The organism is Paraconexibacter algicola (genome assembly GCF_003044185.1).
GTDB classification, from domain to species: domain Bacteria; phylum Actinomycetota; class Thermoleophilia; order Solirubrobacterales; family Solirubrobacteraceae; genus Paraconexibacter; species Paraconexibacter algicola.
Genome location: NZ_PYYB01000003.1, coordinates 42,748 through 64,739 on the forward strand (window position 1 = coordinate 42,748; position 21,992 = coordinate 64,739).

General features: G+C 75.4%; 23 protein-coding genes. 5 read left to right on the top strand and 18 right to left on the bottom strand.

Annotated elements, in window-relative coordinates:
- Position 1 precedes the first annotated feature (1 nt).
- The 3 genes from acpP to rpmF are packed head-to-tail and all read right to left on the bottom strand — an operon-like array spanning position 2 to position 1,569.
- Positions 2-247 carry an acyl carrier protein gene (gene acpP, locus C7Y72_RS17260; RefSeq protein WP_107570452.1) on the bottom strand — a complete coding sequence of 82 codons (246 nt, stop codon included), beginning with the start codon at positions 245-247 and terminating at the stop codon, positions 2-4.
- On the bottom strand, positions 244-1,347 hold the full coding sequence (gene plsX / locus C7Y72_RS17265) for a phosphate acyltransferase PlsX (protein ID WP_107570453.1): 1,104 nt from the start codon (positions 1,345-1,347) through the stop codon (positions 244-246). Before plsX ends, acpP begins: the two co-directional genes overlap by 4 nt.
- Before the next feature lie 21 nt (positions 1,348-1,368).
- On the bottom strand, positions 1,369-1,569 hold the full coding sequence (gene rpmF, locus C7Y72_RS17270) for a 50S ribosomal protein L32 (RefSeq protein WP_107570454.1): 201 nt from the start codon (positions 1,567-1,569) through the stop codon (positions 1,369-1,371).
- 56 nt (positions 1,570-1,625) lie between these two features.
- Between rpmF and C7Y72_RS17275 the strand changes: the two genes are divergently transcribed.
- A complete protein-coding gene (locus C7Y72_RS17275) occupies positions 1,626-2,513 on the top strand; it encodes a GNAT family N-acetyltransferase (protein WP_146175432.1) in 888 nt (295 codons plus the stop codon).
- A gap of 16 nt (positions 2,514-2,529) precedes the next feature.
- Here the strand turns inward: C7Y72_RS17275 and C7Y72_RS17280 are convergent, their stop codons facing one another.
- From C7Y72_RS17280 to C7Y72_RS23450, 3 genes are all read right to left on the bottom strand, one after another.
- The gene (locus C7Y72_RS17280; RefSeq protein WP_199224001.1) at positions 2,530-3,054 is read right to left on the bottom strand and encodes a YceD family protein; all 525 of its coding nucleotides are present in this window, start codon (positions 3,052-3,054) and stop codon (positions 2,530-2,532) included.
- Positions 3,055-3,156: 102 nt separating this feature from the next.
- Positions 3,157-4,752, bottom strand: coding sequence for an acyl-CoA synthetase (locus C7Y72_RS17285; RefSeq protein ID WP_233243917.1), 1,596 nt, complete (start codon positions 4,750-4,752; stop codon positions 3,157-3,159).
- Positions 4,753-4,783: 31 nt separating this feature from the next.
- Positions 4,784-5,728: a hypothetical protein gene (locus C7Y72_RS23450; protein ID WP_158276910.1), complete on the bottom strand. Its 945-nt coding sequence runs from the start codon at positions 5,726-5,728 to the stop codon at positions 4,784-4,786.
- Between the two features lie 27 nt (positions 5,729-5,755).
- Between C7Y72_RS23450 and C7Y72_RS17295 the strand changes: the two genes are divergently transcribed.
- From C7Y72_RS17295 to C7Y72_RS17305, 3 genes are all read left to right on the top strand, one after another.
- Complete coding sequence (locus C7Y72_RS17295; protein WP_158276911.1) at positions 5,756-6,262, top strand: protein-tyrosine phosphatase family protein; 507 nt, start codon at positions 5,756-5,758, stop codon at positions 6,260-6,262.
- 77 nt (positions 6,263-6,339) lie between these two features.
- Positions 6,340-7,476, top strand: a complete 1,137-nt coding sequence (locus C7Y72_RS17300) for an exonuclease SbcCD subunit D (protein ID WP_107570832.1) — start codon at positions 6,340-6,342, stop codon at positions 7,474-7,476.
- Positions 7,476-10,496 (top strand): AAA family ATPase, encoded by a 3,021-nt coding sequence (locus tag C7Y72_RS17305; RefSeq protein WP_107570459.1) that lies wholly within the window; start codon positions 7,476-7,478, stop codon positions 10,494-10,496. Before C7Y72_RS17300 ends, C7Y72_RS17305 begins: the two co-directional genes overlap by 1 nt.
- An 80-nt stretch (positions 10,497-10,576) precedes the next feature.
- On the opposite strand, the gene C7Y72_RS23455 is transcribed toward C7Y72_RS17305, so the two are convergent.
- The 8 genes from C7Y72_RS23455 to rpmB all read right to left on the bottom strand — a co-directional run bounded on the left by C7Y72_RS23455 (position 10,577) and on the right by rpmB (position 17,576).
- Complete coding sequence (locus tag C7Y72_RS23455) at positions 10,577-11,533, bottom strand: hypothetical protein (RefSeq protein ID WP_158276912.1); 957 nt, start codon at positions 11,531-11,533, stop codon at positions 10,577-10,579.
- Between the two features lies 1 nt (position 11,534).
- Positions 11,535-11,831, bottom strand: a complete 297-nt coding sequence (locus C7Y72_RS17310; protein WP_107570460.1) for a hypothetical protein — start codon at positions 11,829-11,831, stop codon at positions 11,535-11,537.
- Between the two features lie 35 nt (positions 11,832-11,866).
- Positions 11,867-12,337, bottom strand: coding sequence for an ATPase (locus tag C7Y72_RS17315; protein WP_107570461.1), 471 nt, complete (start codon positions 12,335-12,337; stop codon positions 11,867-11,869).
- A 95-nt stretch (positions 12,338-12,432) separates the two neighbouring features.
- Complete coding sequence (gene coaD / locus C7Y72_RS17320) at positions 12,433-12,942, bottom strand: pantetheine-phosphate adenylyltransferase (protein WP_107570462.1); 510 nt, start codon at positions 12,940-12,942, stop codon at positions 12,433-12,435.
- The gene (rsmD, locus tag C7Y72_RS17325) at positions 12,939-13,484 is read right to left on the bottom strand and encodes a 16S rRNA (guanine(966)-N(2))-methyltransferase RsmD (RefSeq protein WP_107570463.1); all 546 of its coding nucleotides are present in this window, start codon (positions 13,482-13,484) and stop codon (positions 12,939-12,941) included. The genes coaD and rsmD overlap by 4 nt, the downstream gene beginning before the upstream one ends.
- Positions 13,481-15,622, bottom strand: coding sequence for an ATP-dependent DNA helicase RecG (gene recG, locus C7Y72_RS17330; RefSeq protein WP_107570833.1), 2,142 nt, complete (start codon positions 15,620-15,622; stop codon positions 13,481-13,483). The genes rsmD and recG overlap by 4 nt, the downstream gene beginning before the upstream one ends.
- A gap of 47 nt (positions 15,623-15,669) precedes the next feature.
- Complete coding sequence (locus C7Y72_RS17335) at positions 15,670-17,355, bottom strand: DAK2 domain-containing protein (protein WP_107570464.1); 1,686 nt, start codon at positions 17,353-17,355, stop codon at positions 15,670-15,672.
- A gap of 29 nt (positions 17,356-17,384) precedes the next feature.
- Complete coding sequence (rpmB, locus tag C7Y72_RS17340) at positions 17,385-17,576, bottom strand: 50S ribosomal protein L28 (protein ID WP_107570465.1); 192 nt, start codon at positions 17,574-17,576, stop codon at positions 17,385-17,387.
- A gap of 48 nt (positions 17,577-17,624) precedes the next feature.
- On the opposite strand from rpmB, the gene C7Y72_RS17345 reads away from it, so the two are divergent.
- Complete coding sequence (locus tag C7Y72_RS17345) at positions 17,625-19,274, top strand: serine/threonine-protein kinase (protein ID WP_107570466.1); 1,650 nt, start codon at positions 17,625-17,627, stop codon at positions 19,272-19,274.
- 33 nt (positions 19,275-19,307) lie between these two features.
- Here C7Y72_RS17345 and C7Y72_RS17350 read toward each other — a convergent pair whose 3' ends face one another.
- The 4 genes from C7Y72_RS17350 to C7Y72_RS17365 are packed head-to-tail and all read right to left on the bottom strand — an operon-like array spanning position 19,308 to position 21,991.
- Positions 19,308-19,640, bottom strand: coding sequence for a hypothetical protein (locus C7Y72_RS17350; protein ID WP_107570467.1), 333 nt, complete (start codon positions 19,638-19,640; stop codon positions 19,308-19,310).
- Between the two features lie 49 nt (positions 19,641-19,689).
- On the bottom strand, positions 19,690-20,115 hold the full coding sequence (gene ribH / locus C7Y72_RS17355; protein WP_230316085.1) for a 6,7-dimethyl-8-ribityllumazine synthase: 426 nt from the start codon (positions 20,113-20,115) through the stop codon (positions 19,690-19,692).
- Positions 20,115-21,410 (bottom strand): bifunctional 3,4-dihydroxy-2-butanone-4-phosphate synthase/GTP cyclohydrolase II, encoded by a 1,296-nt coding sequence (locus C7Y72_RS17360; protein WP_107570468.1) that lies wholly within the window; start codon positions 21,408-21,410, stop codon positions 20,115-20,117. The genes ribH and C7Y72_RS17360 overlap by 1 nt, the downstream gene beginning before the upstream one ends.
- Positions 21,407-21,991, bottom strand: a complete 585-nt coding sequence (locus C7Y72_RS17365) for a riboflavin synthase (protein WP_107570469.1) — start codon at positions 21,989-21,991, stop codon at positions 21,407-21,409. The genes C7Y72_RS17360 and C7Y72_RS17365 overlap by 4 nt, the downstream gene beginning before the upstream one ends.
- Between the last annotated feature and the right edge of the window lies 1 nt (position 21,992).

The window sequence follows — 21,992 nt, forward strand, 5'->3', positions numbered from 1 at the left end:
GCTACGCCGCAGCGCGCTCGAGGACGAAGTCGACGGCCTGTCCCACCGTGAGGATGCGGGACGCCTCCTCGTCGGTCATCTTCACCCCGTAGGAGTCCTCGAGCTCCTGCACGAGCGTGTAGAGGTCGAGGCTGTCGGCGGCCAGGTCCTCCTTGAAGCGGCTCTCCTCCAGGACGGCCGACGGATCGACGTCGATCTCGTCCGCGAGGTGGTCGCGGATCAGGTTGAAGACCTCTTCACGAGTCATGGCGCGGACACCGTAGACGAGGAATCGGACGGGGCCGAATCATCGCCGGAAGAGCCCGCACGTTGCGGGGATTCCCCGCCCGCGGCGCCCGGACGCGCACGCAGCGCACCGGCCGTCTGGAGCGCCCCGTGCGTCCGGCCGACGACGTCCCCGGACACGCCGCGCGCCGCCAGCAGGATCGCCTGCGAGAAGCCGAACCGCGTGAAGCGACCGTGCGGCACGACCCCCAGCCGGCGCAGGCCCAGCAGGTACGCGCCCCCCGGCCCCTCCGGGTCGATCTCGTCGCGGAAGCCGCGCAGGGCCGGACGCAGCAGCAGGCCGCCCGCCTTCGCGCGCGGCGTGCTCGTCGCGACGTCGCGGATCGCGCCGATCATCATCTGCGAGACCCCCTCCACGAGCTTCAGCGCGACGTTGCCGGTGAAGCCGTCGGTGACGACCACGTCCGCCGCCCCGGTCACGAGGTCCGTCCCCTCGACGTTGCCGACGAACTCGAACAGCGGCGAGCCCTGCGCGCGACGCGCGATCTCCGCGTGCGCGGCGACCACCGTCTCCGTCCCCTTCGTCGGCTCCTCGCCGTTGGAGAGGAGCGCCACGCGCGGGCGCTCCACCCCCAGGACGGTCTGGGCGAACGCCGCGCCCATGAACGCGAACTGCACGAGATGGTCGTCGCGGACCTCGACATTCGCGCCGACGTCCAGCAGCGTGACCGGGGCGCCCGGCACGGGGATCGGCAGCGCCAGCGCGGGACGGTGGATGCCGCGGCCGCGCTTCAGCGTGAACAGGCCCGCAGCCAGCGCCGCTCCCGTCGAACCGCCGCTGACGAACGCGTCCGCGCGCCCGTCGGCGACCGCGCGGACCGCCTGGACGATCGACGACTCCGGATTGCCGCGGACCGCCCGGGCCGGATCGGCCTCCTTGGCGATCGACAGCGGCGCGTCGACGACCTCCACGCCCGCGGGCACGGAGTCGATCCTCGACGCGTCCCCGAACAGCAGCACGCGGACACCGCGCTCGGCGGCGATCGCGGCTCCCGCGGCGACCTCCGCAGGACCGAGATCGGCCCCGCCGGCGTCGACCGCGACGGTGACGTGGTCCGGCACGCTCAGGCCGGGCCGCGGAGGCTAGTGGTCGTGATCGTGGTCGTGCGCGTCCGGCGCGACGACCTCGACGCCCTTGTACGTCCCGCAGTTCGGGCAGACCCGATGGGGACGACGGGGGGAATGGCACTGCGGGCACGCGTTGAAGACCGGAGCAGCCATCTTGTGCTGCGCGCGGCGCTTCGTCGTGCGGCTGTGCGACTGCTTCTGCTTCGGGACGGCCATAACGAACAGGGAAGAGTAGACCAAAGCGCTCCGCGACGACTGCTTGACTCCCACCGGTGTCCCCCACCCCCGTGATCCGCCCCATCACCGACGACGACGTCGAGGTCTGCGCCGCCCTCGCCTGGGAGGCGATCAGCGCGTACATCCCCGTCGAGTTCCGCTCCGACGCCGACACCGAGCAGGCCGCCGAGCGCGCCCGCGCACGCATGCGCCGCTTCCTCGCCACCGACCCCGGCGGCTGCTGGACCGCCGAGCTGGACGGGCGCCCCGTCGCCACCGCGCTCGCCCTGCGCCGCGAGGGCGTCTGGGGCCTGTCGCTGTTCGGCGTCGCCCCCGGGCTGCAGGCCCAGGGCATCGGCCGCCGGGTGCTCGACGCCGCGCTCACGCACGCCGACGGCTGCCACGGCGGCATCATCGCCTCCACCCTCGACCCGCGCGCCATGCGCCGCTACGCGCTCGCCGGCTTCGCGCTGCAGCCCGCCTTCGCCGCCTGCGGCATCGTCGACCGGCACGCCGCCCCCGACCCCGCCTCGCTCCGCGCCCGCGAGACGACCTGGGACGACCCGGCGCTGCGCGCCGCGGCCCGCGACGTCTCCCGGCACGTGCGCGGCGCCTCCCACGCCGACGACCTCGACGGCCTCGCCCTCTACGGCGGCGTGCCGGTCGTGCTCGACGGGGAGGGCTGGGCCGTCCGCGACGCCGACGGCTCCCCGACAGTCCTCGCCGCGCGGACCCCCGCCGCCGCGCAGGACCTCCTCTGGAGCTGCCTGCTCGGCGGCACCAGCGGCGCGACCGTCCACGTCGACTTCCTCACCGGGGCGCAGCAGTGGGCCTACGAGGTCGTGCTCGCCGCCCGGCTGCCGCTGTCCCCCGACGGCGCGGTCTTCACCCGCGGGCGCACCGGGCCGATGAGCCCCTACCTGCCCAGCGGCGTCTTCCTCTAGGACGCCCGGCGCGCCGTCACGACAGGTCGAGCTCGCGCAGCTTCGCCCAGCGCGGATCCGGTCCGCGCTCGTGATGGTGCCCCGGCTCGGCCGTGTTGAGGTCGATGCCGCACTCCGCGCACAGACCCGCGCAGTCCGCCCGACACACCACCGACGGCGGCAATGCCAGATGGAACGCGTCGCGCGCCCACGACGCGATGTCCAGCACCTCGCCCGTCATGTACGGGCTCGTCAGGTCGTCGTCGGTCTCGCCCGGCACGTCGACCTCCCGCGCATCGACCACCGTCTCCGGACGCGCCGGCTGCAGGCAGCGCATGCACGGGCCGCTCAACGCCGCGCCGAACCGCAGCCGCAGCGCATAGCCGCCGCCCGTCATCCGCGACACGTCGACGGTCACCGGGATCTCCGCCGGCTCCACCGCGTACACCGTGCCACCGAAGTCCAACGGCTCCAGCGCGACGTCGATCCCGTCCAGCCGCCGGCCCTCGCCGGGACTGAGCTTCAACGTCGCGAGGTCGTACGTGTCGGTGTGCTGGCCCACGGGGAAAGCGTAGCGGGGCCCGCCACGGCGGCCACGGGGCCGCCTCCGCACCCGCAGGCGTAGCGGGGCCCGCTACGGCGGCCACGGGGCCGCCTCCTCCGCCTACTCGTCCTTCAGCTCGCGCTTGAGGACCTTGCCGGTCGCGTTGCGCGGCAGCTCGTCCAGGAACACGATCTCGCGCGGCACCTTGTACGACGCGAGCTTCGCCTTCACCAGCGCCTTCAGCTCGTCCTCGGTGACCGCCTTGCCCTCCGACACCACGGCGAACGCCTTCAGCCGCTGACCGAACTGCTCGTCCGGCACGCCGACCACCGCGACCTCGTCGATCGCCTCGTGGTCGGCCAGCACGTCCTCGACCTCGCGCGGGAACACGTTCTCGCCGCCGCTGACGATCATCTCGTCGTCACGGCCGTCCACGAACAGGCGCCCGCCCTCGTCGAAGTGCCCGACGTCCCCGGTGGACATCAGGCCGTCGATGACGTCCTTGCCGCCCCCGCCGGTGTAGCCCTCGAACAGCATCTCGTTGCCGACGAAGATCCGGCCCGTGGCTCCCGCCGGCACCGGCCGTCCCTGCTCGTCGTAGATCCGCACGATCGTCCCGCGCGGCGGCTTGCCCGCCGTTCCCGGCGCGACCCGCATGTCCTGCGGCTGCGCGATCGTCGCCCACGCGACCTCCGTCGAGCCGTAGAGGTTGTAGAGGACGTCCCCGAACGTGTCCATCACCCGGATGCCCAGCTCGCCCGGGAGCGCCGAGCCCGACGCCCCGATCACGCGCAGCGAGCCCGTGTCGTGCCGGGCGATCGTCTCCCGCGGCAGCTCCAGGATCCGCTGCAGCATCACCGGCACGACGATCAGCGCCGTGCAGCGGTGCTCCGCGACCGCCTGGAGCGCGCCCTCCGGATCGAACCGGCGTCGCAGCACGAGCGTCGAGCTGAGGCCCATCCCGAGCGTGAAGTGGGCGAAGCCCCACGAGTGGAACATCGGCGCCGCGATGTGCGTGTTCTCCCGCGCGCGCAGCGGGATCTTCGAGAACAGCGCGGCAGCCGGGTCCAGCGAGTCCGGCTGCTTGCGGTTCGCGCCCTTGGGCGTGCCGGTCGTGCCCGAGGTCAGGATCACCACGCGGCCCTTCTCCGACGGCGGCGTGCGGTCCGCCGGACTGCCGGAGGCGATGAGCTCCTCGAGCGTCGGGACCGCGTGCGCCGTCTCCCCGTCCGTCCACGCGACGACGGCCTGACGGTCCGCCACGGCGTCGGCGACGAGCTCCGCGAACTCCTCGTCGTAGACGATCACCTTCGGCGCCTCGCGGGCGCACACGTCCGTGATCTGCGGGCCAGCGAACATCGTGTTCAGGTACAGCGCGTTGGCGCCGAGCTTCGAGCACGCGACCGTGATGTCGATGAACCCGCGGTGGTTGCGGCACATGATCGCGATGCCGTCCCCCTCGCCGACCCCGCGGCGGGCGAGCGCATCCGCCAGCGCGTTGGACCGGCGGGCGACCTCCGCGAACGTCAGCGTGCCGAGCTCGTCGATGATCGCCGGCTCGTCCGGGTAGCGGGCGGCGCTGGCCGAGTAGCCCGCCGCCGGGGTCGGCCCCCACTTCGCGAGCGCGAGACCGGCCCGCACCAGCCGGTCGGGGCGCGCGGGCCGGACCATGCCGACCTCCACGAGCGTCTTGACGGTGTGGAGCTTGCCGCTCACCTGTCCGAGAACGTTCACCCGACGTATCCAATCACTCCGCCGGGGGCAGGATCACGTCAGCGGGCAGGACGCCGTCGTCGATCGCCGATCGGATGTCCCCTGCCCGGCCCGGGTTGAGGAACACGTGCCGCTGGCCGACGCTCGGCTTCTCGCGCAGCACCTCGGCCGCCAGCAGCGCCTCGCCGACCGCCTCCGCCAACGCCCGCTCGTTGCCGGCGAACCCGCGGGCCAGATGGCTGAACTCCGTGTGGTACCCGCCCCACTTCCCCATCCCGTCGAGGCGCTGCAGGATCCGGCGCGCCACCCGCCGGACCGGATCCGGGTCCTCGTGCGGCCGCGGTGCCGCGACCCCGGACGCCGCCGCGCGCGCCGCCAGCGCGGCGAGCACGTCGTCCTCGTGCTCGGCGACCGACGCCGGGTCGGCGGGCCGGCCGCCGTGCGCGGCGACCGTCGCCGCGACCAGCAGCGGGTGCGCCGGGCCGATCGGGGCGCGCAGCTCGCCCGTCGCCAGCAGCTCCGGCGGGAGCGCGAGCGCCCGCGCGCGCAGGCGGTCGATCGCGGCCACCTGCTCGTCGAACGCCAGCACGGCGAGCTCCGCGTCCTCCGGCTCCCCCGCGCCCGGCGCCCGCAGCACCAGACGACCGTCCAGGCCGCCCGCGCGCAGCTCGGTCACCGCCGCGCCGGCCTCGGCGAGCGCCCCGACGAGCGCGGCGACGAGCAGCCAGCCGCGCTCCGGCAGGACCGCGGGATCGGCGCGCAACGCGGCGTCCACCGGGGCGACCGCGAGCAGGCCTGAACCGTCGGCGGCGATCCCCACCGGGACCGGGGAGCGCTGCCCCGAGCGCGCGAGCGCGAGCTCGTCCGCGCCGGCGCCCAGCGCCGCGGACAGCAGGCCACGCAGCCGCGCGTGGTGCTCCCGCGGCGCGCGCACGCCTCCGGCCTCCTGCAGTGCCTCGGCGAGCGGCTCCGTGGACATCGAGCCCCGAACGCTACCGTTGACGGCGTGTCCGACTGGTTCGAGAGGTACGGGTTCGCGCTGGTCGACGAGCGGCTGGCGACCGGCGCCTACCCGCTGGACGCCGCCGACGTCGCGCGCCTGCGCGAGGAGCTCGGCGTCACGCGTGTCCTGAACCTCTGCGAGGACGCGGAGTACGAGGAGGGCGAGCGGCTCGCCGTCGACGAGGCGTACGCCCATCACGGGATCCTCGAGCACCGGCTGCAGCTGATCGACTACGGCGAGGTCCTCCCCGGCGCGCTGGAGCAGGGCGCCCGCGAGATCGTGCCGTGGCTCGACGGCGGCGAGATCGTGTACGTGCACTGCCGTGCCGGCTGGCAGCGGTCCGCCACGGTCGCGGCCGCCGCGCTGTCGGTGCGGTTCGGGATCGAGCCCGACGCCGCGCTCGGACGCATCCGCGAGCGCAAGCCCAGCGCCCAGCCGCTGCACCACCAGCTCGAGGGCCTGTGGCGCTGGTGGCGGACGCGGCAGGCACGCCTGGAGGGCCGGGGCTAGGCCCTTCCGGCGCGCGCGTGCACGCGCGCTTGCAGGACCGTCAGATCGCGTCCGGCGCGAGCGACATCCTCGGGGTGATGCGCCTGCTCCACACCGCCGACTGGCACCTCGGCCGGACCTTCCACGGGGACCCGCTCCTCGACGCCCAGGCGCGGGCGATCGACACGCTCGTGGACGTGGCGCGGGACGCCTCGATCGACGCCGTCGTCGTCGCCGGGGACGTGTACGACCGCGCGCTCCCGCCCGTCGACGCGGTCCGGCTCGCCGACGAGGCGCTCGCCCGGCTGAGCGAGCTGTGCCCGGTCGTCGTCATCAGCGGCAACCACGACTCGGTCGACCGGCTCGGCTTCGCGGCCCGGATCCTCGAGCGCGGCGGCGTGCACGTCCGCACCCGCGTCGACGACGTGGCGACCCCGATCCCGGTCGCCGACGGGCTCCTCTACGCGCTCCCCTACCTCGAGCCCGACCTGACCGCCACCGTGCTCGGCGCGCCCGCGCGCACGCACGAGGCGGTGCTGCGCGCGGCGATGGACCGGGTGCGCGCCGACCTCGCCGCGCGCGGACCGGCCCCGCGCCCGACCGCGGTGACCGCGCACGCCTTCGTCTCCGGCGCGGACGCGTCGCCCAGCGAGCGGGACCTCGCGGTCGGGGGCAGCGCCTGCGTGCCGGCCGGCACGTTTGCCGGGATCGACTACGTCGCCCTCGGCCACCTCCACGCGCCCCAGACCGCCGGGCCGGCGGGACGCTACGCGGGCTCCCTGGTGCCGTTCTCGTTCCCCGAGGCCACCCGGCCGAAGTCCTGCGCGGTCGTCGAGGTGCTGCCGCTGGGCACCACCTGCGACCTCGTGCCGCTGCCCGTCTGGCGGCCCCTGGCCAGCCTCCGCGGGACGCTCGAGGAGCTGCTGCGCGACGCGGCGCTCGCGGTGCACGAGCCCGCCTGGGTCCACGCGACCCTCACCGACGCGGTCACCCCGCGCGACGCGATGGCCCGGCTGCGGGCCCGCTTCCCGCACGCGGTCGCGCTGGCCTTCGAGCCCGTCGGGGCCGCGCCGCGTCCCGAGGGCTCCTACGCGGCCCGCCTGGAGGGCCTCGACGACCGCGAGCTCGTCGCGCGGTTCGTCACCGACGTCCGCGGGGTCGCGCCGACCGCGGAGGAGGCGCGCGTGCTGGACGAGGCGTTCGTCGCGCACCGGACCGAGCAGGTCGCGGCGTAGTGCGGCTGCACCGGCTCGAGCTGCGGGCCTTCCTGGCCTTCCCCGCGCGCGAGGTCGTCGACTTCGACGCGCTCAACGAGGCCGGCCTCTTCCTGCTGACCGGGCGGACCGGGGCCGGGAAGACCGCGATCCTCGACGCGATCTGCTTCGCCCTCTACGGCCAGGTGCCCGGCACGCGCGGGATCCGGCGGCTGCGCTCCGACCACGCCGAGCTGGACGAGCCGACCGAGGTCGTGCTGGAGCTCACGGTGCGCGGTCGGCGGCTGCGGGTGACGCGCCGCCCGGAGCAGGAGCGGCGCGCGCTGCGCGGCGGTGGGCGCACGCTCGCCAAGGCGGAGGTCCGGCTGGAGGCCGTGGAACCCGATGGGTCCGTGACACTGCTGGCGAACCGTCACGAGGAGGTCGGGCAGGAGCTGCAGGACGCGCTCGGCATGACGCGCGACCAGTTCTGCCAGGTCGTGCTGCTGCCGCAGGGCGGCTTCCAGCGGTTCCTGCACGCCCCCACCAAGGAGCGGGAGCCGCTGCTGCGCGAGCTGTTCGACGTCGCCCGGTTCGGGGACCTGGAGCGCTGGCTCGACGGGCGCCGCGTCGACGCGGTGCGCGCGGCGGAGCAGGCGGTCCGCGCGATCCGCGACGTGGTGAGCGCGGCGGCGCACGTCGTCGCGACCGCCCCGGAGGGCACGCTCGCCGCACCGCCCCTCGACGCGGAGCGCGACCCGGCGGCCGCGGAGGGATGGCTCTCCGAGCAGGCCGTCGTCGCGGAGGCGCAGGCGACCACCGCGACCGAGGCGCTCGCGCAGGCCGTCGCGGCCCGTGAGGCGGCCGAGCAGGCCCACGCCACTGCCCGGGACCTGCACGAGCGTCAGGCGCAGGCGCGCGCCGCCGCCGAGGCACTCGCCGCCTGGGAGGCGCGGGCCGACGCGCGGGACGCTGCGCGCGCCCGCCGCGACGCGGCCCGGGCGGCGGCGCCCGCCCAGGCACTCGTCGCCGCCTGGGAGGACCGGACCGCCCGCGCCTCCGCGGCCGGGCAGGAGGCCCGGGACGCGCTCGCCGCCGCGCGCGGCGCCGACGTCCCCCTCCCCGCCCTGGACGACCTCGCCACGGTGGCCCCGGCGCTCGGAGCGCTCGCGGACCGGCTGCGGACCGACGCGGGCGGCGCGTCCGCCCTGCTGCCGATCGAGGAGCAGGTCGAGTCCGAGCGGCTCGCGGTCGACGCCCTGCGCCGTCGTGCGGACGCGCTGGCGCGGGAGCGCACCGCCGACGAGGAGCGCCTGCGCACGGCGCGCGCGGCGGTCGCGGACCTCGAGGCGCGCGACCGTGACGCCCAGACGGCCGGTGACCGGCTCGACGCGCTCCGCGAGACCGCGGGGACCGCGGAGGTGCGCTCGCGGGACGCCGCGCGCCGCGACGCGCTCGAGGAGCAGGTCCGGACCGCGGAGCTCGCCCACACCGACGCGCGCGAACGGGCCGTGGCGGCCCGCGAGGCACACCAGACCCTGCTGCGCCAGCACCTCGACGGCATGGCCGCCGTGCTCGCCGCCCGCCTGCGCGACGGCGAGCCGTGCGCGGTGTGCGGGGCGACCGAGCACCCGGTCCCCGCACACGACCACGCGTCCGTGGACGCCGACGCGGTCGAGGCGGCCGCGCGGCACGCCGACGAGCTGACCGCGGTGCGCGACCGTCGCGCGGAGGAGCTCGCGACGATCCGCGCCGACCTCGCCGCCGCGACGGGGGCCGCGGGCGCCGCGCCGCTGCCGGAGCTCCGGGCCGCGGCGGAGACGGCCGCGCAGGCGGTGGCGGAGGCGACCGCGACCGCGGCGCAGGCGGGTGCCGTGGCCGAGCAGCTCGGCGAGCGCCGCACGGCGGTCGCGGCGCTCGAGGAGCGGATCCGTGCCGCGGCGCTCGAGCACGCGGCCCTGACGGCCGACGCCGACGCCCGCGGCGCGGCACTCGAGACCGACCTCGCACGGGTCCGTGCCGCCCGTGCCGGGGCACCGTCCCTGACCGCTCGCGTCGCGTCGCTGACGCAGGCCGCGACCACCGCCGACGAGGCCGCGAGCGCGGTCGCTGCCGCGGTCCGCGCCACCGGCGAGGCACAGGACGCCCAGGACGCGGCGGCGGACGCGGCGGGCGCTGCGGGCTTCGACGACCTCCCCGCGCTGCGGGCGGCCCTCCTGTCCACCGCCGAGCTGGCGGAGCTCGACGCGCGCATCGAGACGTACGACACCGGGCTGGTGGAGCGGCGCGCGGCCGCCCGGCGGCCCGAGCTCGTCGCGGCACTCGCGCAGCCGCCCGCGGCGGTCGAGGCATCCGCGGCCGCATGGCGGGCCGCGAAGGCGGCGGAGGGCGACGCGCTCGCACTGCGCGAGGCGGCGGTGAGCCGTCGCGGCCAGCTGCGCGGCCTGGCCCAGCGGCTGACCGCGGCGATCGAGCACAGCCGGCCGCTGCTGGAGCAGCGCGCGCTGCTGACCGACCTCGCGGAGCTCGCGACCGGGCGCGGCGCCGCGAACCGGCTGAACATGAGCCTCAGCGTGTACGTGCTCGCCGCACGGCTCGAGGAGGTCGCGGCCGCCGCGACCGACCGGCTGCTGGAGATGACCGATGGCCGCTACGCCCTGGAGCACGCCGACGACACCGCCAAGGGACGGTCGCTCGGCGGCCTCGACCTCGTCGTGATCGACCACTGGAACGGCACGACGCGGTCCCCGTCGACGCTGTCGGGCGGCGAGACGTTCATGGCCTCGCTGGCCCTGGCGCTGGGCCTCGCGGACGTGATCGCCGCCCAGACCGGCGGCGTGCGGCTCGAGACGCTGTTCGTCGACGAGGGCTTCGGCTCGCTCGACGACGAGGGCACGCTCGACGGCGTGCTCGAGGCGCTCGACGCGCTGCGCGAGGGCGGCCGGACCGTCGGCGTCGTCTCCCACGTCGGGGAGCTGCGTCAGCGGATCCCGACGCAGCTGCGCGTCGAGCGCGGGCGCAACGGATCACGGGTCCGCGCCGCGACGACCCTGCCGGCCTGACCTCGGCCCGTCGCGAGCGAGAACCCGGGCCGGACTGTCCATCTCCGGCCCCTCTGGGGGCGGGAGATGGACAGTCCGGCTCAGGGTTCGCGGGCGGCGCGGGCGGCGTCCCGCGCCGCGGCGGCGGTCGCCTGGGCCGCGGCCAGTTCGTCCTCCGCGGTGACCAGGGCCGCGGCGGCGCGGTCGCGTCGGGAACGCGCACGCTCGAGCGCCCGGTCGGCGTCCCGCTGCGCCCGCTCCGCGCCCCGGAGCGCGGCCGCCGCCTCACGCGCCGCCTCCGCCTCACGCGCCGCCGCCGCCTCACGCGCGGCCGCCGCCTCACGCGCCGCCGCCGCCTCACGCGCCGCCTCCTCACGCGCGGCCGCCGCCTTGCGCGCGGCCGCCGCCTGGCCTGCCGCTTCAGCCTCACCCGCCGCCTGACCCTCGCGCGCGGCCGCCGCTCCACGCGGCGCCGCCCCACGCCCGGTCCGGGCCGCCCGACCGGTCCCACCCGACGCGACCGCTGTCCCGCCGGCGTCCGCGGTCGCCGCCACGCTGCTGCGCGCCGCCGGGCGCGCCGGCGCGGCGCTCGCGCCGACCCCGGCCGCGATGCCGGAGTACCGCAGCTCGCGGACGAGCCGGCCGGCCAGGACCGTCTCGCGCGCCGCGGGGTCGACCGCGGCGGCCTGGAACGTCTCGCGCACGCGGTCGACGACCCCGGGACCGACCTCCAGGGCGGTCGCGCGCTCCCCCAGCACGGCGAGGGCGGACCGCAGCTCGCGCGTCGCCGTCCGGGTCGCGGCGCGGTCCCCGGTCCCGGCCAGCAGCGCGTCCTGCGCGGCGATCAGGCCGTCGCCGGCCGCGACGAGGTCCCGGACGGCGTCGCGCGCGGTGCGGACGAGCCGGTTGACCGCCCACGCCGCGACCGTCGGCTTGCGCAGCGCGGCCACCGCGACAGCCTCGTCACGGCGCCCCTCCGCGCGCAGCGCCTTGACGGCCGCGGCGCGCTCCGCCACGAACGCGTCGAGCGGCAGCGCGTAGAGGCCGTCGGCGTCCACGTCACCAGACGTAGCCGTTGAGGACCTCGAGCATCTCGTCGCGCGACACCGGCCCGAAGCGCACGATCCACGCGTCGACCCCGTCCTGGCGGAGCGACACCGTCACCCCGGCGTCGCGGAGCTGGCGGTCGATGACCTCGGCGCGGCGGAAGCCCGCCGCGCCGTGGAAGAGCACGTCGATGCCAAAGCGGTCGACCTCGACCGGCCAGATCGAGATGCGGTCCGGTCGCGTCGGACCGGGGAGCTGCGGGCCGCGGGGCTCGCGCTCGGGCGGGACGTGGCGGTAGATGCCCGGCACGTCCCAGAGACTACGGCCCGCGTCGGGCCGCGGTCTCAGGCGGCCTCGTCGTCGAGCTCCTCGCTCTTGCCCTGCAGCCGCTCGCGGCCACGCTGGACGGCCCCGATGAACTTCGAGAGGTTCACCTCGAGCGTGTTGAGGATCTCGTCCGCGTAGTCCTCGGCGCCCAGGCGGATCTCCCGTTCGCGGGCGCGCGCGTCCTCGATGATGTCCTCGGCGGCGCGCTCGGCCTGCTTGGTGATCTCCTCCTCGGAGACCAGCCGCTCGCCGCGCTCCCGGGCCTCCTTCACGAGGCGTTCGGCCTCGCGCTTGGCCTCGGCCAGCATCTCCTGGCGCTCCTTGACGATCCAACGCGCCTGCTTGATCTCCTCGGGGATCGTCGCGCGCATCTGATCGAGGATGTCGTAGATCTCCTCCTTGTCCACCCGGACCTGATCGGTCATGGGCACGCCCTTGGCGTTGTGGACGAGATCGTCGAGCTTGTCGATGAGGACCAGGACGTCCATAGCAACCCTTCAGTTCGCCGCGTGGCAGGGGGTTCCTGCCCACGCGCCGTCGAGTCTAGACATGTCGCGCCGCAAATCGTTCGCGCCGCAACGATTCACCCGCGGGACAGCTCTTCCAGCAGCCGCGCCTTGACGTGCTCGGGGACGAGCCCGTCGATGTTGCCGTTGAAGGTCGCGAGCTCCTTCACGCCGCTGGAGCTGAGGAACGAGTACTGCGGGCTGGCCATCAGGTAGAAGCTCTCGATCTCCGGAGCCTGACGGCGGTTCAGCTGGTTCATCTCGAACTCGTACTCGAAGTCGGAGATGGCGCGCAGGCCCTTCACGATCGTCTGCGCCCCGACCTGGCGGGCGAAGTCGACGATCAGCGTGTTGAACGGCAGCGGGCGCACGTTCTGCAGGCCGAGGTCGGCGGTCGCGCGCTCGATGAACGCGGTCCGCTCCTCGAGCGAGAACAGCGTCCGGCTCTTGCGGACCGAGTTGTTCACGATCGCGACGATCACCTCGTCGAACAGGCCGGCGGCCCGGGAGATGACGTCGAGGTGGCCGTTGGTGATCGGGTCGTAGCTGCCGGGGCAGACGGCGATCTTCTTCGCGGGCGGAGTCATGTGGTGGCGCTGTGGATGCGGATGAGGGTGTCGCCGTAGCGGCGGTCCAGCACGCACGGCAGTCCGAGCTCCAGCGGGGCCCGCCGGTCCATCTCGGCCACGACGCGCGCGCCGGGAGCGAGGAGGCCGGTGAGGCCGTCGGTGAGCTCGTCCCCGAGCGCCGGCGCCAGCCGGTACGGAGGGTCGAGAAAGACGAGACTGTAGTGGTCCCCCCTCTCCCGTGCGGTTCGCAGCGCCGCACGGGCGTCGCCGCCGCGGACCTGCGCCGCTGGCGCCGGGACGCTCAGGTCCGCGAGGTTGCGGCGCAGGACGGCGAGCGCGCGCCGGTCCTGCTCGACGAACAGGGCGCGGGCCGCCCCGCGCGACAGCGCCTCGATCCCCAGCGCCCCGGTGCCCGCGAACAGGTCGAGGACGACGGCGCCGTCGAGCGGGCCGAGCGCGCTGAACACCGCCTCCCGTACCCGGTCGGACGTCGGTCGGGTGCCGTCGCCCCGGGGGGCGTGCAGGCGGCGGCCCCCGTAGATGCCGGCGACGACCCTCATGCCGGGATCGGGACGGCGTCGAGCTGCGGGTGGGACCGGTGCAGCGCGTCGCGCAGCAGCACGTGCACCGGGTCGTCGAGCTCCGGGTCCTCGTCCATCAGCCGCTCGGCGACGCGCCGGGCGCGGTCCAGCAGGTCGGCGTCCGCGGGCAGCTCCGCCACCCGGAAGCTCGCCAGGCCGGACTGCCGGGTGCCGATCAGCTCGCCCTCACCGCGGAGCTCGAGGTCGATCTCGGCGAGCCGGAAGCCGTCCGTGTGCTCGGCGAGCGCGCTGAGCCGCGGGGCGTCCTTGGGCCCGAACAGCAGGCAGAGCGACTCGTGCTCACCCCGACCGACCCGGCCGCGGAGCTGGTGCAGCTGGCTGATGCCGTAGCGCTCCGCGTTCTCGATCAGCATCACGGTCGCGTTGGGGACGTCGATCCCGACCTCGATGACGGTCGTGGCCACGAGCACGTCGGACTCGTGCCGGGCGAACGCCTCCATCGCCGCGCGCTTCTCCGCCGGGCGCATCTGGCCGTGCAGGAGCGACACGCGGTGGTCGCGCAGCTCGCCGTCGCGCAGCCGCTCGAACTCGGCGGTCGCGGCACGGGCGGCCAGGGCGTCGCTCTCGGCGACGAGCGCGCACACGACGAACGCCTGGCGGCCCGCCGCGAGCTCCTCGCGGATCCGCTCGTAGGCGCGGGCGCGCTCCCGGTCCCCGGACGCGACGTGCGTGCGGATCGGCTTGCGGCCGCGCGGCAGCTCGCGCAGGACGGTGACGTCGAGGTCCCCGTACCCGAGCAGGGCGAGCGTCCGCGGGATCGGCGTGGCGGTCATGTGCAGGACGTGCGGGGCGAACGGGGTGCCGTCCGGGGCCCTCCCCGCCTTCGCGTCGAGCGCGGCGCGCTGCCGGACCCCGAAGCGGTGCTGCTCGTCGACGACCGCGACGGTCAGGCGCTGGAACCGCACCGGCTCCTCGATCAGCGCGTGCGTGCCGACGACCATCGCCAGCTGCCCGTCGGCGAGCCTGCCGAGCACGTCGCGCTTGCGCGCCGCCGGCGTGGAGCCGGTCAGCAGCGCGACCGGCACGGCGAGCTCGCCCCAGCCGCCCAGCAGCGCCTGGAGCGTGGCGAAGTGCTGCTCGGCGAGCGTCTCGGTCGGGGCCATGAGCGCGGCCTGCGTGCCGTGCTCGACGGCACGCAGCATCGCGTGGAGCGCCACGACGGTCTTGCCGGAGCCGACCTCCCCCATGAGCAGGCGCTGCACCGGCTGCTCGCGCGCGAGGTCGCCCGACAGCGTCTCGATCGCCCGCTGCTGGTCCCCGGTCGGGGTGAAGGGCAGGTGCTCGGACAGCCACGGGGCCGTCAGCGTCGGCGGTCCGTCCAGCGCGGTCGCGCGAGCGGCCCGCTCCCGGGTGCGCCGCCGGACGAGGTAGGCGAGCTGAGTCAGGAGCAGCTCGTCGAACGCCAGGCGCCGACGGCCGCCCTCGGCGTCCCCGACGTGCGCCGCGACGAGCGCGGCGGAGCGGTCGGGCAGCTGCTCGGCGGCGCGCAGGAGGCCCGGGAGCGGCTCGTCGGCGTCCGCGGCGGCCGCGAGGTGCGCGCGGACGAGCGCGAGGATCTGCGTGGAGGACAGGCCCTCGGTGGCGGGGTAGTGCGCGACGACGTCCCCGGAGGCGGTGGCCTCGAGCGTCGGGGCGTGCGAGCGGACCTTGAAGCGGTTGCGGGCCTCGAACTCGCCGTGCAGCACGAGCCGCGTGCCGACTGGGTACTTCGACTGCAGCCACGGCTGGTTGAAGAACACGACCTTCATCGGGCCGGTCTCGTCGGCGACGGTCGCCTCGACCAGCGGCTTCATGCCGCGGCGGCGCACCGGCCGCGTCGTGATCGTGCGGACCTCGACGACGACGGTCGCGATCTCGCCCGGGACCAGCCCGGCGACCGTGCGCGCCTCGCGCCGGTCGCGCGGCAGGTGCTCCAGCAGCCGTCCGACCGTGGTCAGGCCGAGCGCCGTCGCGGCCTCCCGGGCCTTCTCGTACGGGAGCTGCGGCGCGGCGGCGAGCACCGCCGGACGCCGCCACCGCACCGGTGCCGCGAGCAGCTCGGCGCGGGACGGCAGCCGGCCGTCGGCGAGGCGACGCGGAGGGGGCGGGACGGACATCGTGGCGATCATGGCGGCCCGGGCGGACCGTCAGGTGCGCCGCGGACTCACTCGGCGCTGAGCAGCCACCAGTAGGCGGGCTGCCCGCCGCGGGGCTGCTCGAGCTCGATCGCGTCGGGCGCGAGCCCGGCGACGGTGGCGTCGTCCAACGGGGCCCCCTCACCGGCGATGCAGGTGACGAGCTCGGCACCGTCGGAGAGCCGGGCCATGACGTCCCGCAAGGTGTCCTGCGGGCTGCCCCAGGCGACGAGCTGGTCGTCGACGAAGCCGACGGCGTCGCCGATGCCGAAGCGGCCGTCGGGGTCCTGGCGGGCGGCGGGCGCGACCGCCCCGGTGCGCAGGTCCTCGACGGCGTCCGCCATCGCGGCGGCGTTCTCGTCGGCCGAGAGATCGGCGAGCGACGCGAACGCGGCGGCGAGCCCGGCCTGCAGCGAGCGGGTGGGCACGACGCGGACCGGCTTCTCCGCGAGCTCGGCCGCGCGCTCGGCGGCCATGATCACGTTGGGGCTGTTGGGCAGCAGGACGACCTCGTCGGCCGCGATCTCGTGGATGCCCGCGAGCAGCTCGTGGGTCGACGGGTTGAGGGTGGCGCCGCCGTCGAGCGGGTGCACGCCGAGGCTCGCGAACAGGCCGCGCAGACCGTCGCCGGCGACGACGGCGAGGACGCCGCAGCGGGTCCGCTCCGGGGCCGCGTCGCCGTCCGGGCCGCCGATCGTGCCGCCGTCACCGCTGGCTGCCAGTCGCGCCTCGCGGTCGACGACCTGCGCGTGCATGTCGGCGACGTCCAGCCGCGAGGTCTCCGCGATCCCGGCGAACACGCCGGTCGCGCGCTCGGGCTCGTCGGTGTGGACGTGGACGCGCAGGGTGACCGCGTCGCCGACGACCAGGACGCTGTCGCCGATCGCCTCGAGCTCCGGGACGAACCGCTGGGCCTCCAGGCCGCTGCCGGTGACCGCGAAGTTCACGCAGTAGCGGAACGTCGAGCTCTCGTGCTCGGGCTGCGTGATGCGGGCCGGGGCGACGTGCCGCGTGAGCTGCGGCGCGTCGTTGCCGCGGAGGACCGCGACGACGCCCGCGAAGATGACGGTGACCGCGTACCCGCCCGCGTCGACGACCCCGGCCTGCTTGAGCGCGGGCAGCAGCTCGGGGCCCCGGCGGACGGACTCCTCGCCCGCCTCGATCGCGCGCTCGAGGACGTCGGCGATCAGCGCGTTCTGCTTCTCAGGATCCCAGTCGGAGCCCAGCCGGGTCTCCGGCATGTGCGCCAGCTCGGAGGCGACGCGCGCCGCCATCTCGCGCATGACCGTGAGCATCGTGCCCTCGGCGGGCTCGCGGACCGAGTCGTAGGCGCGCTGGGCGGCCCGGGCCATCGCGGCACCGACGAGCACCGGGTCGATGAGCTCGCCGGGACGGGAGATGAGCTCCTCCGCGGCGCCGCGGACGAGCTGGGAGAGGATCACGCCGCTGTTGCCGCGCGCGCCCAGCAGGGCGGCTCGCGCGACGCGCTCGGTGATCTCGGTGCGCCCGATCTCGTCGATCAGGCCCTCGCCCTCGCTGGCGAGCGCGTCGAGCTCCTCGAGGCAGGCGCGCAGCGTGAGCGCCATGTTGTCGCCCGTGTCGCCATCGGCGACCGGGAAGACGTTGAGGTCGTTGATCTCCGACCGCCGCGACTCGAGGTGCGCCAGGGCACCCTCGACGACGGCCCGGAACCGGACGAGACTGCGATCGGACATGGGAACCGGACCGCCGACGGGCGGTCGGGTCAGGCGGCCTTGGTGACCTTGCCGGCCTTCAGGCAGCGCGTGCAGACGTACACGCGGCGCGGCGCGGAGCCCACGAGGACCCGGACCTTCTGGAGGTTCGGATCGAACCGGCGCTTCGTCGCGACCATCGAGTGGCTTCGACTCTGGCCGAAGGCGGGACCCTTCCCGCAGCTGTGACAGACCTTTGCCATGAGGCGAAGGAGTGTAGCGAGGACCCGCAGTGGGAAGCTTTGCGGTCGATGGGTTCCGCCGATCTCCCCCTCGAGCTGCCTGCACGCTACCGCCCGCTGCGCCATCTGGCCAACGGCGGGATGGCCGCGGTGTGGGTCGTTCGCGACACCCTCCTGGACCGTGACGTGGCGGTCAAGGTGCTCTCGCCCGCGCTGGCCGCCGACGACGACGCCCGCACCCGCTTCACCCGGGAGGCGCGCGCCGCCGCGCGGCTGAGCGGCCACCCGCACGTGGTGACCGTCTACGACGCGGGCGAGCACGACGGGCAGGCCTACCTCGTGATGGCCCTCTACGCGGGGGGCACGGTCGCCGACCGCCTGCGCGACGACGGGCTGCCTGCGACCGCGACGGCGCTGCGCTGGCTGCGCGAGGCCGCCGACGGCCTCGACGCGGCGCACGCCGCCGACGTGGTGCACCGGGACGTCAAGCCCGCCAACCTGCTGCTGGACGAGCGCGACCGCGTCGCGGTCGGCGACTTCGGCATCGCCAAGGCCGCCTGGAACGCGTCGGTGACGCAGACCGGGCTGGTCGTCGGGACCGCCGCCTACCTGGCCCCCGAGCAGCGCACCGGGGGCACCGCCACCGCGGCGACGGACCGCTACGCCCTCGGGGTCGTCGCGCACCAGCTGCTGACCGGCACGCGCCCGCCCGACGGGCAGCTCGACCCGTCGCTGCCCGGGCCGGTGAAGGCCGCGCTGGCGCAGGCGCTCGCCCCCGTTCCGGAGGACCGGCCGCCGTCCGCCCGCGCGCTGGTCGCCGACCTCGAGCGAGCCCTCGACGCCGACGACGGGGACGAGGCGACGACCGTGATGGCCGCCCGCGGCCGTCCGCGCCCGCGAGCCCCGCTGCCCGTGCCGGTCCCGGCGCCCGACCTCGACCCGGACACCGACGACGGGGCCACCGCCGCGTGGGACGTCGAGCCGACCGCACCGCGGGTCGTCGCCGCCCGCGAGCCGCGACCGCCGCGCCGCGGCGCCGGCACTCCCGCGGCACCGCCGCCCGACCCGCCCGCGCGCGCGGGCGGCGGTTCGCGCGCCCGGACGCTCGTGCCGGTCGCGGCCGTCCTGCTGGCGCTCGGCACCGGTGCGGCCGTGCTCGCCTCCGGTGGCGAGGAGGCGGACGGCGGCGCGGGCGCGACCACCGAGCAGCGGGCCGACACGACGGCCGAGCCGACCCCGACGCCCGAGCCGACCGCGACGCCGACCCCGGAGCCGACGGCGACCGCCACGCCGCAGCCGACCCCGACCGCCGAGGCCCCGGCCCCGGGCGAGGACCCGAAGGCCCTCAACGACGCGGGGTTCGCGCTGTTCAACCAGGGGCGCTACGCGGAGGCGCTGCCCCTGCTGGAGCGGGCGCTCGCCGGCCTGCAGAGCACGCCACAGGACCAGTACTACGCGTTCGCGCTCTACAACCTCGGTGCGACGCTCCGCCGGCTCGGCCGCCCGGCGGAGGCGATCCCGTACCTCGAGCGCCGCCTGCAGGTCAGCGACTTCAAGCGCGGCGTCGTCGAGCAGGAGCTCGCGGCGGCGCGCAACGAGGCGGGCGGCGGACCGGGGGCCTCGGGACAGCCGCAGCAAGGGCCGAAGGGTCGCGGACGCGGTCGCGGGCCGCGCGACGCGGGCGACGTGCTCGACTTCTTCCTCGACGGCGACGACTGAGCCCGAGGACCGGCCCTGGGCCGGTCCCGCGAGCTACTCGGCGCCGGTGCGCTCCGGCACGCGGGCCGGCTGCGGGGCGTGGTCGGGGCGGCGCGCGGGACGCGGGTGCGCGTCGGCCAGGCGGCCGGGCTCGCGCAGACGGATGCGCGCGGGCGCCGACTCGGGAAGCAGGTCGGGACCACCCGGGAGCATCGGCTCGGGCTCGATCGGGTCAGGCCCGCCGCCACCGTCCTCGTCGTCCGGCCAGAGGCTGCGCCAGTCCGGCCGGTTGTCGCCGTCGAACATCGCCCAGACGAGGACGACCGCGCCGATGACGTGCACGACGAGCGTCAGGATGATGGCGGCGACTTCTGCTTCGAGGGTCACGGTCCGTCAGACCCTAACGCGCCCGATGCCGCGGCGGCGCCGAATTCCCTTACGAGAGCTGCTCGCGCAGTGCCACGAGCGCCAGGACCGCCTCGGCGGCGTGCGCGCCCTGGTCGCGCTTGCCGCCGCCCGAGCGCGCGAGCGCCTGGTCGAGGTTCTCGACCGTCAGGACCCCGAACGCGCACGGCACGCCGGTCGCGAGCTGGACGTCCATGATCCCGCGGGCCGACTCGCCGCAGACGTAGTCGTAGTGGGTGGTCTCGCCGCGGATGACCGCGCCGAGGCAGGCGACGCCCGCGTAGCGCCCGGACTCGGCCGCGTACTTCGCGACCATCGGCAGCTCGTAGGCGCCCGGCACCTCGAAGACGTCCACGCCCTCCGCCCCGGCCTCCTCGAACGCGCCGCGCGCGGAGTCGATCAGCCGGTCGGCGAGGTCGCGGTAGAACGTCCCGACCGCGATCGCGTAGCGCGCCATCAGGCCTGGTCCCCGGTCTCGCGCTTGGCCCGGTCGGCCTCGCGCTCGGTGTGCAGCAGCTCCTCGTCGAGGTTCAGGCCCTGGTGGTGCAGCATGTGCTCCATCCGCTCCTTCTTCGTGCGCAGGTACGCGGCGTTGTGCGGGTTCGGGGCGTGCTCGATCGGCACCTGGGCCGCGACCGACAGCCCGTAGCCCTCGAGGCCGCGGATCTTCTTCGGGTTGTTCGTGAGGATGCGGATCGACGACAGGCCGAGGTCGACGAGGATCTGCGCGCCGATGCCGTAGTCGCGCAGGTCGGCGGGCAGGCCGAGCTTGAGGTTGGCCTCGACCGTGTCGTAGCCCTCCTCCTGCAGCTTGTAGGCCTTCAGCTTGTTCAGCAGGCCGATCCCGCGGCCCTCCTGGGAGAGGTACAGCAGCACGCCGCGCCCCTCCTGCTCGATCATCGAGAGCGCCGACTCGAGCTGCTCGCCGCAGTCGCAGCGCAGGGAGTGAAAGACGTCCCCGGTGAGGCACTCGGAGTGCACGCGCACGAGGACCTCGTCCTGGCCGTCGACGTCGCCCTTGACCATCGCGACGTGGTGCTTGTCGTCGACGAGGCTGCGGTAGCCGATGACGGTGAACTCGCCGAACGCGGTCGGCATGCCGGTCGCGACGACGCGCTCGACGAGCTTGTCGTGGCGGCGCCGGTACGCGATCAGGTCGGCGATGGTGATGAGCTTGAGGCCGTGCTTGGCGCAGTACGGCACGAGGTCGGGCAGGCGCGCCATCGTCCCGTCCTCGTTCTGGATCTCGCAGATCAGGCCGGCGGGCTGGCAGCCCGCGAGGCGGGCGAGGTCCACGGACGCCTCGGTGTGCCCGGTGCGCTCGAGCACGCCGCCGTCACGGGCCTTGAGCGGGTGCACGTGCCCGGGGACGACGATGTCGGCCTTGCCCTTGGCGGGGTCGACGGCGGTGCGGATCGTCGTGGCCTGGTCGGCGGCCGAGATGCCCGTGGTGACGCCCTCGCGCGCCTCGATCGTGACCGTGAACGGCGTCTCGTAGGCGGACTCGTTCTTCAGCGACATGAGCTCGAGGCCGAGCTCGTCGCAGCGGTCGGGCGTGAGCGCGACGCAGATCCAGCCGCCCGCCTGGCGGGTCATGAAGTTGATCGCCTCGGGCGTGACGAACTCGGCCGCCATGACGAGGTCGCCCTCGTTCTCGCGGTCCTCGTCGTCGACGACGACGATCATCTTGCCGGCGGCGATGTCCTCCAGGGCCTCCTCGACCGTGGAGAACGCGATCTCCTGCGTGCTCATCGTCCCACCAGCTTCTCGACGTACTTGGCCACGATGTCCACCTCCAGGTTGACGGGCGCCCCGGGCGCCAGCGTCCCGAGCGTCGTGCGCTCCAGGGTCTCGGGGATCAGGGAGACGGCGAACGAGTCCTCGTCCACCGCCGACACGGTCAGGGAGACGCCGCTGACGGCGATCGATCCCTTCTCGACGACGTACCGCAGCAGCGACGGGTCCGCCGCGAAGGTCAGGACGCGCGAGAAGCCCTCCTCGCGGATGTCCCGCAGGGTCGCGACGCCGTCGACGTGCCCCTGCATGATGTGGCCGCCCAGGCGCGCGTCGGCGCGCAGCGCGAGCTCGAGGTTCACCGGCGAGCCCTGCTCGAGTGCGCCGAGCGCGGTGCGGCGCAGGCTCTCCTGGATCGCGTCGGCGGCGAACGTCTCGGCGGTCGGGTCCAGCGCGGTCAGGCAGCAGCCGTTCACGGCGATCGAGTCGCCCTGCCCCAGCTGCGCCGCCAGGCGCGTGCGCACGACGATCCGTGCGCCGTCGTCGGTCTGGTGCAGCTCCTGCACCGTCCCGAGATCTTCGACCAGTCCCGTGAACATT

Excerpts from the sequence above, each read along its gene's own strand:
- C7Y72_RS17345 (WP_107570466.1), top strand. The coding sequence starts at position 17,625 with ATGGGTTCCGCCGATCTCCCCCTCGAGCTGCCTGCACGCTACCGCCCG.
- recG (WP_107570833.1), bottom strand. The coding sequence starts at position 15,622 with ATGTCCGTCCCGCCCCCTCCGCGTCGCCTCGCCGACGGCCGGCTGCCG.
- C7Y72_RS17335 (WP_107570464.1), bottom strand. The coding sequence starts at position 17,355 with ATGTCCGATCGCAGTCTCGTCCGGTTCCGGGCCGTCGTCGAGGGTGCC.
- C7Y72_RS23450 (WP_158276910.1), bottom strand. The coding sequence starts at position 5,728 with ATGTCCACGGAGCCGCTCGCCGAGGCACTGCAGGAGGCCGGAGGCGTG.
- ribH (WP_230316085.1), bottom strand. The coding sequence starts at position 20,115 with ATGGCGCGCTACGCGATCGCGGTCGGGACGTTCTACCGCGACCTCGCC.
- coaD (WP_107570462.1), bottom strand. The coding sequence starts at position 12,942 with ATGACTCCGCCCGCGAAGAAGATCGCCGTCTGCCCCGGCAGCTACGAC.
- C7Y72_RS17300 (WP_107570832.1), top strand. The coding sequence starts at position 6,340 with ATGCGCCTGCTCCACACCGCCGACTGGCACCTCGGCCGGACCTTCCAC.
- C7Y72_RS17360 (WP_107570468.1), bottom strand. The coding sequence starts at position 21,410 with ATGAGCACGCAGGAGATCGCGTTCTCCACGGTCGAGGAGGCCCTGGAG.
- C7Y72_RS17315 (WP_107570461.1), bottom strand. The coding sequence starts at position 12,337 with ATGGACGTCCTGGTCCTCATCGACAAGCTCGACGATCTCGTCCACAAC.
- C7Y72_RS17365 (WP_107570469.1), bottom strand. The coding sequence starts at position 21,991 with ATGTTCACGGGACTGGTCGAAGATCTCGGGACGGTGCAGGAGCTGCAC.
- rpmF (WP_107570454.1), bottom strand. The coding sequence starts at position 1,569 with ATGGCCGTCCCGAAGCAGAAGCAGTCGCACAGCCGCACGACGAAGCGC.
- rpmB (WP_107570465.1), bottom strand. The coding sequence starts at position 17,576 with ATGGCAAAGGTCTGTCACAGCTGCGGGAAGGGTCCCGCCTTCGGCCAG.
- rsmD (WP_107570463.1), bottom strand. The coding sequence starts at position 13,484 with ATGAGGGTCGTCGCCGGCATCTACGGGGGCCGCCGCCTGCACGCCCCC.
- acpP (WP_107570452.1), bottom strand. The coding sequence starts at position 247 with ATGACTCGTGAAGAGGTCTTCAACCTGATCCGCGACCACCTCGCGGAC.